Genomic DNA, 16407 nt, shown 5'->3' with positions numbered 1-16407 from the left:
CGTGGCAAGCGAGACAGGCAAGGCGACCCGTGGCGAACTTGCGGCGCAGTTTCTGAAACTGCGTTGCCGCGATGTGGTATCCGACGACGAGGAACAGGCGCTCGAACGCGCCTGTGCCGGCTTTCGGGAGGCGAAGCCCAAGGAGGTGCTCGTGCATGAGCGCCGGCCGCAGACGCAGAGTCATTTGCTGCTGGACGGCATCGTCGCGCGGCAGAGCACGCTTTCGGACGGAAGGCGGCAGATCGTGGCGCTGCACGTGCCTGGCGATTTCGTCGATCTCCACAGCTTCCTGGTCCAGAGCCTGGAGCATGACGTGGTGGCGCTGACCCCGGTGCGCATCGCTCTCTTCCCGCATGTGGGCCTTCGCGCCATTACCGAGACGCATCCGCACCTTGCGCGGATGCTGTGGCTGAGCACGCTGCTCGACGCGGCCCTTCACCGCGAATGGGTGCTGACGGTGGGGCGCCGCACCGCGAAAGAACGGGTCGCGCATCTGCTGTGCGAACTCCATGCGCGGATGAAGGTGGTCGAGCGCACGACCGGCAACAGCTATCAGTTGCCGCTCAGCCAGACCGATATCGCCGATGCCTGCGGCCTCACCAATGTGCATGTTAACCGCGTGCTGCGCCAGTTGCGCGAGGCGGGGCTGGCGCGGTTCAAGACCAAGACCGTCGAGATCCTCGACCCCGACGGGCTGGCCGCCGCCGCCGAGTTCGATCCCTTCTATCTCCATCTCGGCGGTTTCCCGCGCTGACGGAACCTGTTGTTTCGCCGAAGGTTTCCGCCATGCCGGGGCAGGTGGAGCGTAAGGCGATGCATAGCAACACAGCGTTCGACACGTCGGGTGCCGTTACCGTCGAGGGCGGAGAGGTGATGATCGATGGCCCCAACGGTATTGCCCTGTCGTTGACGCCGCGCGCGGCGCGCGAAATGGGCCGGCGCCTGATCGCGGCGGCCGATCGCGCGGTGGAGCGGGCAGGAAGCGCCGGCGACGAGGGCGATCGCACGGGCTGACCTCAACCCTGGCGGGGCGCCGTCGAAAGCCGATCGACATAGGCCGCGACCATGTCCGCCGCCGCATCGCCATGGGCGTCGACCGCATCGCACGGCCAGTGCCGCTCCGAGATCGTCTTGCCGATCGCGCCCAGCGATATGGTGATGATGTCGGCAATCCGCCGGCGCTGCTCGCGTGGCGTGTCAGGCAACATTTCGCGCCAGAAGGCGATCAGTGTACGCAGCCCGGCGCGACGATGCGCCCGCGCCTCGGGCGCGTGGCGATAGAGCGGGGCGGCGTCGGCCAGCGCGGTCCGGATCGCCGCCTCCTCGCATTCGGAGCGGAAGAATGCACGGATCGCGGCGCGCAGCCGTTCGATCGGCGGCTGGCCCGGCGTTTCGAGCAGCGCGCGGAGCATCGTGGTGGTGTCGCGCCATTCGTCGGCCTGCAGGCGAAACAGGATGGCGGCCTTGTTGGGGAAATACTGGTAGATCGAACCGACGCTGACTCCGGCGCGCTCGGCGACGCGGGCGGTGGTGAAGCGCGCCGCACCCTCCGCCGCCAGAACCTGAACCGCCGCCTGCAATATGTCGGCGACCAACTGGGTCGAACGTGCCTGGCGCGGCTGTTTGCGCGAGGAAATTCGGGGTTTTCGTGGTGCGGTCATGGACTGCTTCCGAAACGCGAATAGGAAATGTGACGAATTCGTCGCATATTCTGCTTGCCCGGCCGGCACGTCAATCAGTCAGGAAGAAAATCCATGATGAACACGCTTATGCAGGCGCCGCTTTCGGCGTTGCTCGACCGGCTGTTCGCCGATGCCGACGCATCGACGGCCAGGGTGCAAAGCCAGATCCAGGCCATTCCCGAAGCGCAGCGCGCCGCGATGATGGCGGACAAGGAGGGCTATCTCGATCTCTACACCTGGATGAAGGACGCGCATCTCGCGGTCTCGCGGGAAACGGGGCGGCTGCTCTACATGCTTGCGCGCAGCAGTCGCGCACGCAACATCGTCGAATTCGGCACCTCATTCGGCGTTTCGACGCTGCATCTCGCTGCGGCGCTGCGCGACAATTGGGGCGAAGTGGGCGGGGCGCGGCTGATCTCCAGCGAGTTCGAACCCGGCAAGGTCGCGGCCGCGCGCGAAACCGTGACGGAAGCGGGCTTCGACGATCTGGTCGAGATCCGCGAAGGCGATGCGCTCGATACGCTGGCGCGCGACCTGCCCGAACGGGTCGACCTGCTGCTGCTCGACGGCGCCAAGGGGCTTTATCCCGCGATCCTCGATCTCGTCGAACCTGTCCTGGCGCCGGGCGCGCTGATCCTGGCCGACAATGCCGACTGGTCGCCCGACTATCTGGCGCGCGTGCGCGATCCGGCGCGCGGCTATCTGTCGGTGCCTTTCGCCGACGATGTCGAGCTGTCGATCCGGGTCGATCGGAAGGGGTGAGGATACCGATGGTCGGTGCCGCTCGGGTGGGCGGCACCGTTTGCAGTACGGTGCTGAGTGCCTGTTTCTGGGTAAATATTATACTCAATTCCAGTCGACCAACGTATTGATCTCACATACGAAGTTGCCCGCGAAGCGGCGAGGGCCGATTCCTCGCCGCATCAATGGGGGGCATGGCCATGGCGACCATTGAGCTTTCTTACGGAGACATTGGATGACCATCGCACCTTCGATTTATATCGCCGCACCTGGCACGTTCTTCAACCAGAGCGGGATCAATCTCACAGATGCTTTTAATCTGTCCGAATATGTCACTGCGGAGAGTTTCACGCTTTCCGAACGTCGCACGCTGACGACGATCACCGCCGCGCTCAACGATAATGTCCAGCCTGACAATGGTATATTGGACGGTTTTAGTGGTACGCTGAGCTGGGGCATCTATTCATCGGTAAACGGTGCTCCCGGCACGCTGCTACTGACCGGATCTGACAGCTCGCCGATCCTCGTGGACACTGGCCTGAACTTTAGCGGCAGCACCGACGATGTCATCCTGGCGACGATCGACCTTGGCGTGACGCTTGAGGCCGGCAGCTATTTCATCGCTTTGCACGAAGGGGCCTGGGGATCCGGCTATGACGGTTCGAAGATCTGGTGGATGAAGACGTCCACCGATCTTGGCGTTGATGGTGTTCATTTGAGCAACAACTTCGCCAATCCGTCCGCTTGGATACCGCCACAGAATGGGGGTTCTGCCGCCTTTTCACTTTCGGGGCCAAGCTATGCGGCGACTGAACAGGTCGCGCTCAATCTTAAGGGTAATGTCTCGATTGCCGATGCTGACATCGGCGGCAACACCATGACAGCGACGCTGAGCGTGGGTTACGGCATCTTGACGGTGACGGCGGGCACCAGTGGCGCGAACGTGTCGGGCAGCGGCACGGGCACGGTGACGCTCACCGGCACGCTGGCGCAAATCAACGATCTGTTGAACACCAACGCCACCAGCAGCATCAGCTTCACCGCGAACACCGATGCGCCGCCCGCCAGCACGGTGCTGACCGTGACCGCGCAGGAACCCGGCGATGCTGAGCCTTCCACGCCCGCGACACAGACCATCACGATCGCGGCGGTCAACGATGCGCCGACGGCGACGGTTTCGGAGAGCGCCTATGCGGCGACCGAACAGGTGGCGCTCAGCCTGAAGGGCACGGTGTCGGTCGCCGACGATTCCGGCAGCGGCAGCATCACGGTGACGCTGGGCGTGGGTTACGGCATATTGACGGTGACGGCGGGCACGAGCGGGGCGAATGTGTCGGGCAGCGGCACGAACAGCGTCACGCTCACCGGCACGCTGGCGCAGATCAACGATCTGCTGGGCACCAACGCGACGAGCAGCGTCAGCTTCACCGCCAACACCGATACGCCGCTATCGAGCACGCTGCTGACCGTCGGCATCAACGATGGCGGCAATAGCGGCAGCGGCGGTGCGCTGACCGGATCGGCGAGCCAGACCATCAATATTACGGCAGTCAACGATGTGCCGGTGATCTCGAACCTGAACGGCGACAGCGTCACCTGGACCGAAGGCAATGGCTCGCTGCTGATTGACGCGAGCGGCAATGCCGCGATCACGGATGCCGACAGCACCAATTTCGACGGCGGCACGCTGACCGTCTCGATCACCGGCGGCCTCGTGACCGCGCAGGATCAACTGGTGATCATCCCCGATGCGGTCATTACGCTGGGCGCCCTGCTTCCGGGCGGCGATCGCCAGGTCTATTATAACGGCACCCAGATCGGCCTGGTCGCGGGCGGTGGCGTAGGCGGCTCTGCGCTTACCTTCAATTTCTACGATCCCGATGGCCGTCCGGCCCCGCCGGTCGGCGCGGTACAGGCGCTGCTCCGCACGATCGGCTATGCCAATTCGGGCGGCGATGCGCCGAGTGCCGGCGCGCGCACGATCAGCTGGACGCTGACCGATGGCGATGGCGGCACGACGACGGTCACCAGCACCGTCAATGTCGCGGCGGTGAACGACGCGCCGACGGCAGCGGTTTCGGCGAGCGCCTACGCGGCGACCGAACAGGTGGCGCTCAACCTGAAGGGCACGGTCTCGGTTGCCGATATCGATGCCGGAACCGGCAGCATCACGGTGACGCTGGGTGTCGGCTACGGCATATTGACGGTGACGGCGGGCACCAGCGGCGCGAACGTCTCGGGCAGCGGCACGAACAGCGTTACGCTCACCGGCACGCTGGCGCAAATCAGCGACCTGCTGGGCACCAACGCCACCAGCAGCGTCGGCTTCACGGCCAACACCGATACACCACCTGCCAGCACCACGCTGACCGTCGGTATCGACGACGGCGGCAATACGGGCAGCGGCGGTGCGCTCACCGGATCGGCGAACCAGACCATCAATATCACTGCGATCAACGATGCGCCGACGGCGGCGGTTTCGGCGAGCGCCTATGCGGCGACCGAGCAGGTGGCGCTCAATCTGAAGGGCACGGTCTCGGTCGCCGATGCCGATGTGGGCGGCGGCAACGTGACGGTGACGCTGGGCGTGGGTTACGGCATATTGACGGTGAGCGCGGGTACGAGCGGCGCGAACGTCTCGGGCAGCGGCACGGGCACGGTGACGCTCACGGGCACGCTGGCGCAGATCAACGATCTGCTGAGCACCAACGCGACGAGCAGCGTCAGCTTCACCGCCGACACCGATGCGCCGCCGGCCAGCACGGTGCTGACCGTCGGCATCAACGATGGCGGCAATACGGGAACCGGCGGTGCGCTCACCGGATCGGCGAACCAGACCATCAATATCACGGCGGTGAACGACGCGCCGGTGGGGGTGAATGACGGTTATTCGACCGACGAGGATACGCCGCTGGTCGTCAGCGGTCCGGGCGTGCTGGGCAACGACAGCGATGTGGAGGGCAATACGCTCAATGCCGTGCTGGTGACGGGGCCAACGCATGGCACGTTGACGCTGAACCCGAACGGCAGCTTCACCTACACACCCAATGCCAATTACAATGGCGCGGACAGCTTCACCTATCGCCCCAATGACGGTGCCGACAACGGCAATGTCACCACCGTCAACCTGACGGTCAACGCGGTCAACGACAAGCCGGCGGACCTTGTCATCGACAGTGACCGGGTGAACGAGGGCGCGGCGGCAGGCGCGGTGGTGGGCACGGCATCCGCGAGCGATGTGGATGGCGACACGATCATCTGGTCGCTGTCGGGCGCCGATGCCGGGCTGTTCCACATCGACGCCAACGGCGTGATCACGACCACGGGCACGACCGCGAGTTTCGAGAGCCGGCCGAGCTACAGCCTCACCGTGCGCGCGGCGGATGCCGGCGGGCTCTTCACCGAGCAGGCGCTGACCGTGGTGGTGAACGACCGGCCGGTGGCGGTCGCCGACGCGCTGGCGATCGACGAGGGCAAGACCAGCGCCAATCTCTGGTCTACGCTGATCGGCAACGATACCGACGGCAACGGCGATGCGCTGACGATCGTCTCGGTGAACGGCGCGGGCACGGGCGGCCATGTGATCTTCGACGCCGCCAGCCAGTCGCTCAAATATGTCGCGGACGCAGCGGCGTTCGACCTGCTGAGCCCCGGCCAGACGCTGACCGACAGCTTCCAGTACACCGTCAGCGACGCGGGCGGGCTCACCAGCACCGCCACCGTCACCTTCACCGTCACCGCGATCGTCGATGGCGTGCAAGTGGTGGGCGGCGGCCGCGGGAGCGGCGGCGTGCTCACCGGCACGGCGGACGAGGACCGGCTCTACGGCTTCGCGGGCAACCAGAGCCTGAACGGCATGGGCGGAGACGATACGCTGATCGGCGGCGCGGGCAACGACACGCTGACGGGCGGGGCGGGCAAGGACGTGTTCCTGATCAACTTCCAGGACGGACACGACGTCATCACCGACTATACGCCCGGCCAGGACGTGGTCGATCTCGCCGACGGCATGGATATCCTCAGCGTCGTCGCCGCCGACACCAATGGCGACACCATCGTCGACCTGCGCCTCAACCTCGAACAGGGCGGCTCCGTCACCCTGCTCGGCATCTCCAGCATCAACCAGATCACTTTCGCCTGATCCAGATGATCTCCAGCCGGATATCCGGCTGGAGATCATCCTAGCATACATCGATCCTGATCCCGGGCCGGCCATGCCAGCGCATGAGCATGCGTTCGGGGCGCTGGCCGGCATCGCCGGTTGCGCGGAAGCCCAATTTTTCGAGCAGGCTCCAGGACGGACGATTGTCGAGTTCGCATTCCGCCTCGATCCCGTTGCAGCCGGGCAGATCTTCCAGGGTGGCGAGCGTCGCTTCCACCGCTTCGGTCGCCAGTCCCTGGCCACGCGCGGCGGCCGCGAACCAGTAACCGATCTCGACCGCGCCGAAGGGGCGTTCATGCACGCCGATCACGCCGTGCAGCTCACCGGTTGTCCGATCTCGCACGCCATGGAAGCAGCGGTCGGCGCTTTCCGCGATCAGCGCCCGCGCATCATCCAGTGTGAAGGGGGTGGGCAGGAAGGAGACGCGCGCTGTGACCGACGCGTCGGTGATGCGCTGGACCTCGTCCGCATCGGCATCGCCGAGCGGCGCGATCGTGCTGCGCGGCGTGGTGATTTCGAGATGATGTGTCACGGTTCGCCTTTCTCGAAGGCCGCCGCGGCAGGTGAATTTTCGCTTGGACCCATGCGCTCACCGTACCCGGCGGCGATGGTCATGAATGATGACGCGCCGCTCCCTACCGGAAGCGCCAATAGCCCTTATGCGAGGTGGTAAAGTACGTCATCGCCAGCGTCTTTGTCACAGCTTCGCGTTGCGATCAATATGCCGTCGCAACGACTTGAAGCCGCGTCCCCGGCGCTGCTATGATGACATTTCGGGGCAAGGCAACCTCCCGATCAGGCGTCCCCGCCCAAGCGTTGCGGCATTTCCGGCTCTTCTGGGCCGTTGGGGACGTATTGATGACGCAACCGCAATTCCGGGACATGGTGGGTGTTTTTGGCCGTATTGGCCTTGTCAGCTTCGGTGGGCCCGCCGGGCAGATCGCGCTGATGCATGAGGAGATCGTGGAGAAGCGCGGATGGGTCGATGAGGGGCAGTATCTGCGCGCGCTCAACCTCTGCCATCTGCTGCCGGGGCCGGAGGCGCAGCAATTGGCTACCTGGATCGGTTGGCGGCTGCACGGGCTGAAGGGCGGGTTGGCTGCGGGGCTGCTGTTCGTGCTGCCCGGTGCGCTGGTCATTCTCGGTCTCTCGATCCTCTACGCTTATGCCGCCGATCTCCGCTGGTTCGCGGCACTGTTCCTGGGGATCAAGGCGGCGGTGCTCGCAATTGTCGCGCAGGCGCTGATCCGGATCGGCCGGCGTGCACTCGATACGCGTTTCAAGGCACTGCTCGCCATCGCATCCTTCGTCGCGCTGTTCCTTCTCGACCTGCCTTTCCCCCTGGTCGTGCTCGGCAGTGGCGCGCTCGGCATGATCGTCGCGGCGTGGCGCCCCGATTGGCTGGGCGCCCATGCGCAACATGGCGGGCAGGCCGCCTCGCCATTCGGATCGCGTCGCGCGCTCGTCCTCGGAACCATCCGTACCGTGCTCGGCTGGCTGTTCGTCTGGGCGGCTCCGATGCTTGCGATCCTGCTGATGCTGGGGCCGGATCATGTGCTCTGGCGGATCGGCAGCTTCTTCTCGCAACTCGCCATCGTCACCTTCGGCGGTGCCTATGCGGTGCTCGCCTATATGGCGCAGGAGGCGGTTCAATCCTATCACTGGCTGAGCGCGGGCGAGATGGCGGACGGGCTCGGCTTGGCGGAGACCACGCCGGGGCCGCTGATCATGGTCACGCAGTTCGTCGGATTCCTCGGCGCATTCCGCGCGCCTGATCCGTTCAGCCCGCTCGTCGCCGGGATGATCGGCGCGGCACTCACCACCTGGGTCACCTTCGCGCCCTGCTTCCTGTGGATCTTCGCGATGGCGCCGTGGATGGAGCGGCTGGAGCGGGCGCCCCGCTTGCAGGGCGGGCTGGCTGCGCTCACCGCTGCTGTGGTTGGCGTGATCGCCAATCTCGCAATGTGGTTCGCGCTGCATGTGCTGTTCGCAGCCGTCGGCGAAGGCCGATGGGGGCCGTTGCGGCTGTATCTGCCCGACTGGTCGAGCTTCGACTGGCGGGCCGGCTTGCTTGGCGTCGGCGCAGCGATCCTGCTCTTCCGGTTCCGGCTGGGTGTGCTGCCGCTGCTCGGCATCGCGGCGGGAGGGGGGCTGCTCCTGTCGGTGTAATTGCTGTTACACTTTCCGACATATTCGCCCGTTCCCGGCACATCCTTGCGACAGTCGCCGCCTATTTCTGTTTTCGACGCCGCTGAAGGCGCCGGAACAAGAGGAACGAACGATGAAAAAGTTTCTGATGGCGCTGGCCGCAACCAGCATGATCGCCAGCCCGCTGGTCGCCAGCCAGGCACAGGCGGCGCCCTATCAGCAGCGCGTCGAACAGAAGACGGTGCATTACGGATCCAACGGCCGCACGGTCGTGAAGAACAAGACCGTCGTCCGCAAGAATGATCGCCGCTATGCGCAGAACGACTATCGCTACGGCCAGCATCGCTGGGCCAAGGGCCAGCGCTTCGACCGCCGCCAGGCACAGAATTACCGGGTGATCAGCAATCCCCGGGCCTATCACCTGAACGCCGCACCGCGCGGCTACCAGTGGGTGCAGTCGGGTAACGATGCGGTGATGGTCGCACTGGTCAGCGGGATCATCGGCGCTGTGATCGGCAACGCCATCCGCTGAGCCCGACGCCGCAACAGGTGGCAGTGGAGAGTCCCCCGGAGCTCGGCTTCGGGGGATTTTCTTGTCTTGGGGAGAAGCCAGTCCAACCCCTCACATCAGTCGCGGCGTGCTTTCCAGGTCGAGCAGCAGCCGTTTCGCATCGAGCCCGCCGGCGAAACCGGTGAGCGCGCCGTTCGATCCGACGACGCGGTGGCATGGGGCGACGATCGAGAGCGGATTGCGGCCATTGGCGGCGCCGACCGCACGCACGGCGGCGGGGCGACCGATCTGCTGCGCGATCTGCGCATAGCTGCGTGTCTCCCCGAACGGGATGGTGAGCAAGGCCGCCCAGACCTGTTTCTGGAAATCGGTGCCCTGGAAATCCAGGTCCATTGTGAAACGCGTCAGTGTGCCCGCGAAATAGGCATCGAGCTGGAGCGCGGTTTCGACGAGGACGGGGTGATCGGGATCTTCGGCCAATGGGCCGAGCTGTACGCGGCCCGGCCGGTCGTTAGGCCACAGGATCGCGACGAGCCCCGCGTCGCTGGCCACCAGCGTCAGCGTGCCGACAGGCGACTCGGTGGTCTTGTAGCAAAGCGACATGGTGTTTCCTCATTCCGGCCAGCCGGTGCATCCCGGCCTGGGGATCAGGTCTAGGCGCTCATCCCGGCAGCGGCTTCCCGAAGCTTGCGGCCAACAGGTTCGCAACCGCTTCGCCCGGCCCCAGCCGGCGCAGGCGTTCCGCATCGCGCGCAGGTGGGGTGCCGAACATGCGGGCATATTCCCGGCTGAACTGCGACGCGCTCTCATAGCCAACGGCATAGCCCGCGCGCGAGGCTTCGGCATTGGCGATGAGTAGCCGGCGTGCTTCCTGCAGCCGCATCGATTTCTGATATTGCAGCGGGCTCATCGCCGTCGCCGTCTTGAAATGACGATGGAAGGATGCCGGGCTCATGCCCGCGAGTTCGGCCAGCATCTCCACGCGCAGCGGGCGATCGAAATTGGCGCGGATCCAGCCGATCGCCCGGCGCACCCGCGACAGGCGGCTGTCCGCCATCGCGGCCTGTCGGATCATGCTGCCCTGCGGCCCCTGCAACACGCGGTACAGGATCTCGCGCTCCAGCATCGGCGCCAGCACGGGCAGGTCGCGGGGCTCGTCAAGCAGCGTGAGCAGGCGCAGCCACGGATCGAGAAGCTGCGGTGTCACCGCGCTCACCGCGAAGCCGGGGGCGGGGGTATCGCTAGGATCGGGTAGTTCGGCGATCAGCGCGGTCAGGCAGTCGCGATCGAGCTTCATGCTGAGGCCGATATAGGGGTGGTCCGCGCTCGCCTCTATGATGCAGCCCGATACCGGCAAATCGAGCGTCGCGACGAAATAGCTGGCAGGATCGTATCGCAGCAGCCGGTCGCCGATCGTCACCGTCTTGGCGCCCTGCAGCACCAGGCACAGCATGGGTTCGCACAGGGCGGGCGACAGGATTGTGCGTTCCTGGCCCATATGGATGGCGAGACGCGGGATCGGCGTCGCCATCTTGCCGGGGCTGCAATGACGGAGCGCCATGTCGCGCAATCGGTCGAGCTGTTCCTGCATGATCGCAACATTGGGGTGATGCGCGCGCGAAACAAGCGTTTCGCCGACTCGTCGCGCAATCGCTGAGAGGATCGGGCAAGAGTTCGACACGATCGGGCGCGCGGATCGCGGCGCGCGAAACCAGATGACGGCGAGCAATCAAGGAGACCGATATGACTGCGACTTTCGGAGAGCAATCGACCACGGACGAGGTGCTGGCGGGCATCGACCTGTCGGGCAAGCGCGTCCTGGTGACCGGCGTGTCGGCCGGGCTGGGTGTGGAAACGGCGCGCGCGCTCGCCGCGCATGGCGCTCAGGTGGTTGGCGCCGCACGCGATCTGGAAAAGGCGCGCCGCGCGACCGAAGTGGTGCGTGCCCAGGCCGCCAATGGCGGCGGCATCGAACTGATCGAACTGGATCTCGCCTCGCTCGCCAGCGTTCGCGCCGCCGCCGATGCGCTGGTCGCGGACGGGCGGCCGTTCGACGTGGTGATCGCCAATGCCGGCGTGATGGCCTGCCCCAAGGGCGAGACGGCGGATGGTTTCGAAACCCAGTTCGGCACCAATCATCTCGGCCATTTCGTGCTGATCAACCGGATCGCGTCGCTGCTGCGGCCCGGTTCCCGCGTCGTCAGCCTGGCTTCGGCCGGGCATCGCTTCGCCGATGTCGATCTGGAGGATCCCAATTTCGAACGCACGCCCTATGCCGAGTTCGTCGCCTATGGCCGTTCCAAGACCGCGAACGCCCTGTTCGCGGTCGAGTTCGACCGGCGCCACAAGGATCGCGGCATCCGCGCCGCCGCCGTCCATCCCGGCGTGATCCAGACCGAGCTTGCCCGCCATATGAGCGAGGAGGATCTGAACCGCCTGATCGCTTCGATCGACGAAACCCAGCCCGACAGCGCGCCGGCCTTCACCTGGAAGTCGATCCCGCAAGGGGCCGCGACGTCGCTCTGGGCCGGCATCGTCGCCGCGCCGGAGACGGTGGGCGGCCGCTATTGCGAGGATTGCCATGTCGCCGAGATCGTCGAGGGCGACGATATCCGTGGCGGCGTGCGCGGCTATGCAATCGATCCCGACAATGCCCGTGCATTGTGGGCGAAGAGCGAGGAGATGGTGGGCGAGAGCTTCTGAAGCGGGTGCGGCGCCGTTCCGCTGAAAAGGGAGAACGGCGCCGCCAGTTCACAATCTTGCGGCGAAGAACCGAACGCCCTTCCCTGGGCTTAACTCAAGCGATCGACCAGCGCCGCCGCACCACGCGTTCGAGCACGGCGAGCGGCATCGCGCCGTCGGAGAGCACGGCGTGGAAATCCTTCAGGGTGAAGCCCGGCCGCTTCTGCGCCTCGGCGCGCAGCCGCGTCCAGACGGTGTGGCCCACCTTGTAGCTGCACGCCTGGCCCGGCCAGGCGGTGTAGCGGTCTATCTCGCCCTGGCTGCGGCCGCGCGCGATGCCGGTGGTGGCGATCAGGTAATCGGTCGCCTGTTCGCGGCTCCAGCGCTTGGCGTGCATGCCGCTGTCGACCACCAGCCGCGTCGCGCGGAACAGCAGCGACTGGAGATAGCCGACCTGGCCCAGCGGATCGTCCTTGAACATGCCCATCTCGTCGGCGAGCTGTTCGGCGTAAAGCGCCCAGCCCTCGGAGTAGCCGCTGAAGAAGCCGCGCCGCCGGATCATCGGGATCTCCGGACTTTCCAGCGCCACGCTCACCTGCAGGTGATGGCCCGGCACCGCTTCGTGGTGGGTGAGGGTGGCGAGGCCGAATTTCGGGCGGTCGAACGTGTCGCGCAGGTTGATGAAATAGATGGCCGGGCGTGAGCCGTCGAGCGAGGCGTTCTGGTAATAGCCGCCGGGTGCGCCCGCCTGGATCGTCGGCGGCACGCGCCGCACCTCGACCGGCGCCTTGGGCAGCACCGAAAAGGCTTCGGACAGGCGCGGCTGCATCGCCTCGATCTGGCGGTTGAGCTGGGCGAGCAGGGCGTCGCGGCCCTCGTCGGTATTAGGGAAAAGCTGGTCGGGGCGCTTGTTGAGCTCGACCAGCCGGTCGCCGACGCTGCCCTGGCTCATGCCCTCGCCCTTCAGGATCGTGTCGATCCTGGCGCTGATCTCCTTCACCTGTTCGAGACCGAGCCGATGGATCTCGTCGCCGCTCATCTTCACCGTCGTCGCCGCCTCGGCTGCGGCGGCATAATAGGCGTCGCCATCGGGCAGGCGCCAGCAGCCCGCGTCATGCACGGCCCTGGCGCGCAATTCGGTGACAAGGTCGCGCTGGCGATCGAGCGCCGGAAACACCTTCTGATCGACGATCGCCGTCGCCTGGGCGACGCGGTCCGCCGGCAGGTTCGCCGCCTTCAGCTTGGCGGCGAAGCTCGCGACCATCACCGTCTGGTCCGCCGGCTTTTCGCGGGCGGCGGCCAGGATCTTCAATGTCGTGTCGAGGATATAGTCGGGCGCGAACACGCCCTTGGCCGCATCCGCGCGCTGGCTCTCGCTGCTGGTGTCGATCGCGCCCGGAAACGCTTCCAGCCGCGCCAGATAGGCGTCGGCCTCCGCCGCGTCGCGCACGCGCACCTGCGAATCCAGGAAATCCGGCACGTCGCGATAGGGGCCGGTGAGCTGGCTCAGTACATAGGGGGCGAAGCGCCCCATGGAACTGCCGTAGCGGAAGCGTTCGGCGCCCGCGATCGACTGGGTGAGCTGATAGGTGACGACTTCATGGTCGATCTTCGCGGCTGGCGAGAGCCTGGCGGTATCGACCTTGCCCAGCTCCGCAAGCTCGCCCTTGGCGCGGCTGAGCGCGCGCGCCTGCGCCGAGGCGGATTCGTCGTCGAGCTTCGATTTGAGCGCCGCACGCGGGCCGGTGTCGAGGCCGAGCCGCGTCGCCTGTTCGGGCGATTCCTCCAGCCGGGCATAGAAGAAGCGATCGAGCATCGCGCGCAGATCGGCGTCCGCCTTGCTGGTGGTCGCGGCCGCCATGGCGCGGACGGGCAGGGTGCCGGCCAGCGATGCGGCGGCGGCGCCGATGACGAAGTTGCGACGATCCATGGCGTGAGTCTCCGGCGAGTCCATATGGGATTGGACCATTGTCTAAAGCGCGGTGCAATCGAGCGGAAGCCTGTCCGGGGTTTCCTATGGGATCCCGGGCAGGTTTACCTGGTGTCCTTCAGATAGCGGCCGAACCAGTCATCCCAGTCCCACACGACCTGGCCCAGCGACTCACGGGCATCGTAGCGATGCGCCTCGAACGGCAGCATGGTCAGCCGGGTGGTGGCGCCATGGCCCTTGAGCGCGGCATAGAAACGCTCGGTCTGGATCGGGAAGGTGCCCATATTGTCGTCGGCGGCGCCGTGGATCAGCGAGAGCGGCTGCCTGATCCGATCGGCGAAGGAGAAGGGCGACATGCGGGCATAGAGCGCCGGCGCCTGCCAATAGGTGCGCGCCTCGTTCTGGAAGCCAAAGGGCGTGAGCGTGCGGTTATAGGCGCCGCTGAGCGCCACGCCGGCCTTGAACAGATCCGAATGCGCCAGCAGGTTCGCGGTCATGAAGGCGCCATAGCTGTGGCCGGTCACACCGACGCGCGCCCGGTCGATGACGCCCAAGCGGACGCCCTCGTCGATCGCGGCCTTGGCGCCCGAAACAAGTTGCTCGACGAAGCTGTCATTGGGCTCGCTGGCCCCTTCGCCGATCACCGGCAACGCCGTGTTGAACAGCACCGCATAGCCCCGATAGGCGAGCAGCGGGTAGAGCTGGTAGAAGCCGTAGACCGGGAAGCGGTTGGGCGATCCCTTTACCTGCCCGGCGGTTTCGCGCGACTTGAATTCCGCCGGATAGGCATGAAGCACGGTCGGCAGCGGGCCGTCCGCGGGTTTATAATCGGGCGGCAGGTAAAGCGTGGCCGTCAGCGGCACGCCATCGGCGCGGCTATAGTGCAGCAGTTTCTTCTGGGCGAGCGCGGTGGTGCCGAACGGGTTGGGGAAATGGGTCAGCCGCGTCGCGCGGCCGCCGGGCGTGACCAGATAATAATCGGGCGGCACCGTCGCGCTTTCGCGGCGGACGAGCAGGCGGCCGTCGGGAAGCAGCGCCTGCGCTTCCTCATAGCGGTCGGCGGCCGACCGCCAGGCGATGCTGCGCGCACCGGTGGCGAGATCGAGCCGGGACGCGAAGGGCCGGTCACCTTCCGGCGTGCCGCCGGTACCGGTCAGCCAGATCTTCCCCTTGCCCGCATCCGCCATCACGGGCGCGCCCTGGGCGTTGACCGTCATCAGCGGTGCGCCGGGATCGGCATAGCCGTCCTCGCTCGATCCTTCGTAGAGCGTGCGCAGCCCTGCGCGATCGAGCGTCGACAGACGGCGCAGCCGCGTCTTCCTCCACCTTTCCTCGATCAGCGCATTGCCGTCGGCGCTCCAACTCAGTTCATGGAAGCGGGCCTGGAGCCGGGCGAGGCTGGCCGGGGCGGCGGTGAACGGCGCGGAGAGGGTGAGGAGTTCGTCCCGCTCGGCCACGGCGCGGGCGGGATCGCCGCCGTCGAGCGCATTGGCCCAGACCAGCGTCGCCGGTGCATCCGGCCGCCATTCCACCGCGCGCGGGCCGGGGCCGACGGCGTCCATCGCGATCGGAACCTCGGACTCGAGCGGCTTCTCGATGACCTTGGTGACGCTGCCGTCGGCAAGACGGAAGACGGAAAGCCGCTGCGGGAATTTATCGAGCGGGAACTGATAGGAATAAGGATGCACGCGTTCGCTGACGAGCAGCCATTGCCCATCGGGCGACGGCGCGACGCGATCGTGCAGCGCGGCCCGCCCGATCCGCCGGACCGTGCCGTCGGTGCCGACGAGCGCGAGTTCGGTCGCCATGTGATGGTCGAGCAGCTTTTCGTCGAGCGGCGTCTTTAGCAGGTCCTGATAGGTCCGCCCCGGCGCGGCTTTGCCGTCATTGGCTTCGATCGCGGGCGCGATCGTGTCGGCCGAGGCGACCGGCGCGGCCCCGCGGCTCGCCGGAACGGCGAGGCAGGCGAGCATGACATTGTTGCTCAGCCATGTGCAGGGCGCGCCGAGCACGCTGTTGACGTCGATCCCGTCGATCCGCTTCGCGCTGGCGGTGGTGGCATCGACCAGCCACAATCCGTGGCGGCGGCCATCGTCATAACCGGCGACGCTGACCGCGGCCCTGGCGCCGTCGGGCGACCAGGCGACGCTGGTGATGCGGCCGGTGGCAGGCAGGCCACTGATGGCCCGCGTGCGGCCATCGGACAGATCGATCAGCGACAGGCTGCGATAATAGGTGACGGTCCATGGCTCGCGCCCGCGCGCCCAGGTGTCCGGATTGAAGCGGAAACCGGCGAGGCGGAGTTCAGGCTCGGCGAGTTCGGTGATCGTGCGCACGCCATAGGGCTGGGCGACGATCGCGACGCGACCCTTTCCGGGGGCAGGCAGGATGTGCGGCGTGAGCGGGGCGGAGATCAGCCGATCGAGCTCGCCGGGCGCCGGCTTGTAGCCGGGCTCCTCCGCGGCGGCGGCCGAGACACATCCGAGCGCGGCAATCGCCGTGCAGACCCGCATCACCGAACCAAGCTTCGTCATATATGCTCCCCCCGACG

13 protein-coding genes are annotated in these 16407 nt (G+C 66.4%); 7 read left to right on the top strand and 6 right to left on the bottom strand.

Annotation, left to right across the window (positions count from 1 at the left end):
- The first annotated feature begins 1 nt into the window (after position 1).
- On the top strand, positions 2-754 hold the full coding sequence (locus ACODTA_RS07530) for a Crp/Fnr family transcriptional regulator (RefSeq protein WP_489065244.1): 753 nt from the start codon (positions 2-4) through the stop codon (positions 752-754).
- 59 nt (positions 755-813) lie between these two features.
- Entirely contained in the window at positions 814-1014 is a 201-nt protein-coding gene (locus ACODTA_RS07525; protein ID WP_489065243.1) for a hypothetical protein, read from the top strand.
- Positions 1015-1016: 2 nt separating this feature from the next.
- Here ACODTA_RS07525 and ACODTA_RS07520 read toward each other — a convergent pair whose 3' ends face one another.
- Complete coding sequence (locus tag ACODTA_RS07520; protein WP_489065242.1) at positions 1017-1661, bottom strand: TetR/AcrR family transcriptional regulator; 645 nt, start codon at positions 1659-1661, stop codon at positions 1017-1019.
- A 93-nt stretch (positions 1662-1754) separates the two neighbouring features.
- Here ACODTA_RS07520 and ACODTA_RS07515 point away from each other — a divergent pair, with 93 nt between their 5' ends.
- Both ACODTA_RS07515 and ACODTA_RS07510 read left to right on the top strand, forming a co-directional pair.
- Positions 1755-2444, top strand: a complete 690-nt coding sequence (locus tag ACODTA_RS07515; RefSeq protein WP_489065241.1) for an O-methyltransferase — start codon at positions 1755-1757, stop codon at positions 2442-2444.
- Positions 2445-2658: 214 nt separating this feature from the next.
- Positions 2659-6564: a cadherin-like domain-containing protein gene (locus ACODTA_RS07510; RefSeq protein WP_489065240.1), complete on the top strand. Its 3906-nt coding sequence runs from the start codon at positions 2659-2661 to the stop codon at positions 6562-6564.
- Between the two features lie 40 nt (positions 6565-6604).
- On the opposite strand, the gene ACODTA_RS07505 is transcribed toward ACODTA_RS07510, so the two are convergent.
- Positions 6605-7117: a GNAT family N-acetyltransferase gene (locus ACODTA_RS07505; RefSeq protein WP_489065239.1), complete on the bottom strand. Its 513-nt coding sequence runs from the start codon at positions 7115-7117 to the stop codon at positions 6605-6607.
- A 326-nt stretch (positions 7118-7443) separates the two neighbouring features.
- Between ACODTA_RS07505 and chrA the strand changes: the two genes are divergently transcribed.
- Together chrA and ACODTA_RS07495 are read left to right on the top strand one after the other, a co-directional pair.
- A complete protein-coding gene (chrA, locus tag ACODTA_RS07500; RefSeq protein ID WP_489065238.1) occupies positions 7444-8754 on the top strand; it encodes a chromate efflux transporter in 1311 nt (436 codons plus the stop codon).
- Positions 8755-8866: 112 nt separating this feature from the next.
- Positions 8867-9265: an RcnB family protein gene (locus ACODTA_RS07495; protein WP_489065237.1), complete on the top strand. Its 399-nt coding sequence runs from the start codon at positions 8867-8869 to the stop codon at positions 9263-9265.
- Positions 9266-9355: 90 nt separating this feature from the next.
- Here ACODTA_RS07495 and ACODTA_RS07490 read toward each other — a convergent pair whose 3' ends face one another.
- Entirely contained in the window at positions 9356-9847 is a 492-nt protein-coding gene (locus ACODTA_RS07490) for a methylated-DNA--[protein]-cysteine S-methyltransferase (RefSeq protein ID WP_489065236.1), read from the bottom strand.
- Between the two features lie 58 nt (positions 9848-9905).
- Positions 9906-10835: an AraC family transcriptional regulator gene (locus ACODTA_RS07485; protein WP_489065235.1), complete on the bottom strand. Its 930-nt coding sequence runs from the start codon at positions 10833-10835 to the stop codon at positions 9906-9908.
- A 152-nt stretch (positions 10836-10987) separates the two neighbouring features.
- Here ACODTA_RS07485 and ACODTA_RS07480 point away from each other — a divergent pair, with 152 nt between their 5' ends.
- The gene (locus ACODTA_RS07480) at positions 10988-11947 is read left to right on the top strand and encodes an SDR family NAD(P)-dependent oxidoreductase (RefSeq protein WP_489065234.1); all 960 of its coding nucleotides are present in this window, start codon (positions 10988-10990) and stop codon (positions 11945-11947) included.
- Positions 11948-12041: 94 nt separating this feature from the next.
- On the opposite strand, the gene ACODTA_RS07475 is transcribed toward ACODTA_RS07480, so the two are convergent.
- Positions 12042-13856: a DUF885 domain-containing protein gene (locus tag ACODTA_RS07475; protein WP_489065233.1), complete on the bottom strand. Its 1815-nt coding sequence runs from the start codon at positions 13854-13856 to the stop codon at positions 12042-12044.
- Between the two features lie 104 nt (positions 13857-13960).
- A complete protein-coding gene (locus ACODTA_RS07470) occupies positions 13961-16390 on the bottom strand; it encodes an alpha/beta hydrolase family protein (RefSeq protein WP_489065232.1) in 2430 nt (809 codons plus the stop codon).
- Between the last annotated feature and the right edge of the window lie 17 nt (positions 16391-16407).

This window comes from Sphingomonas sp. FG14 (genome assembly GCF_057809675.1).
Note: the sequence above shows the minus strand (reverse complement) of the source record. Positions and strands in the feature narration are given on the sequence as shown.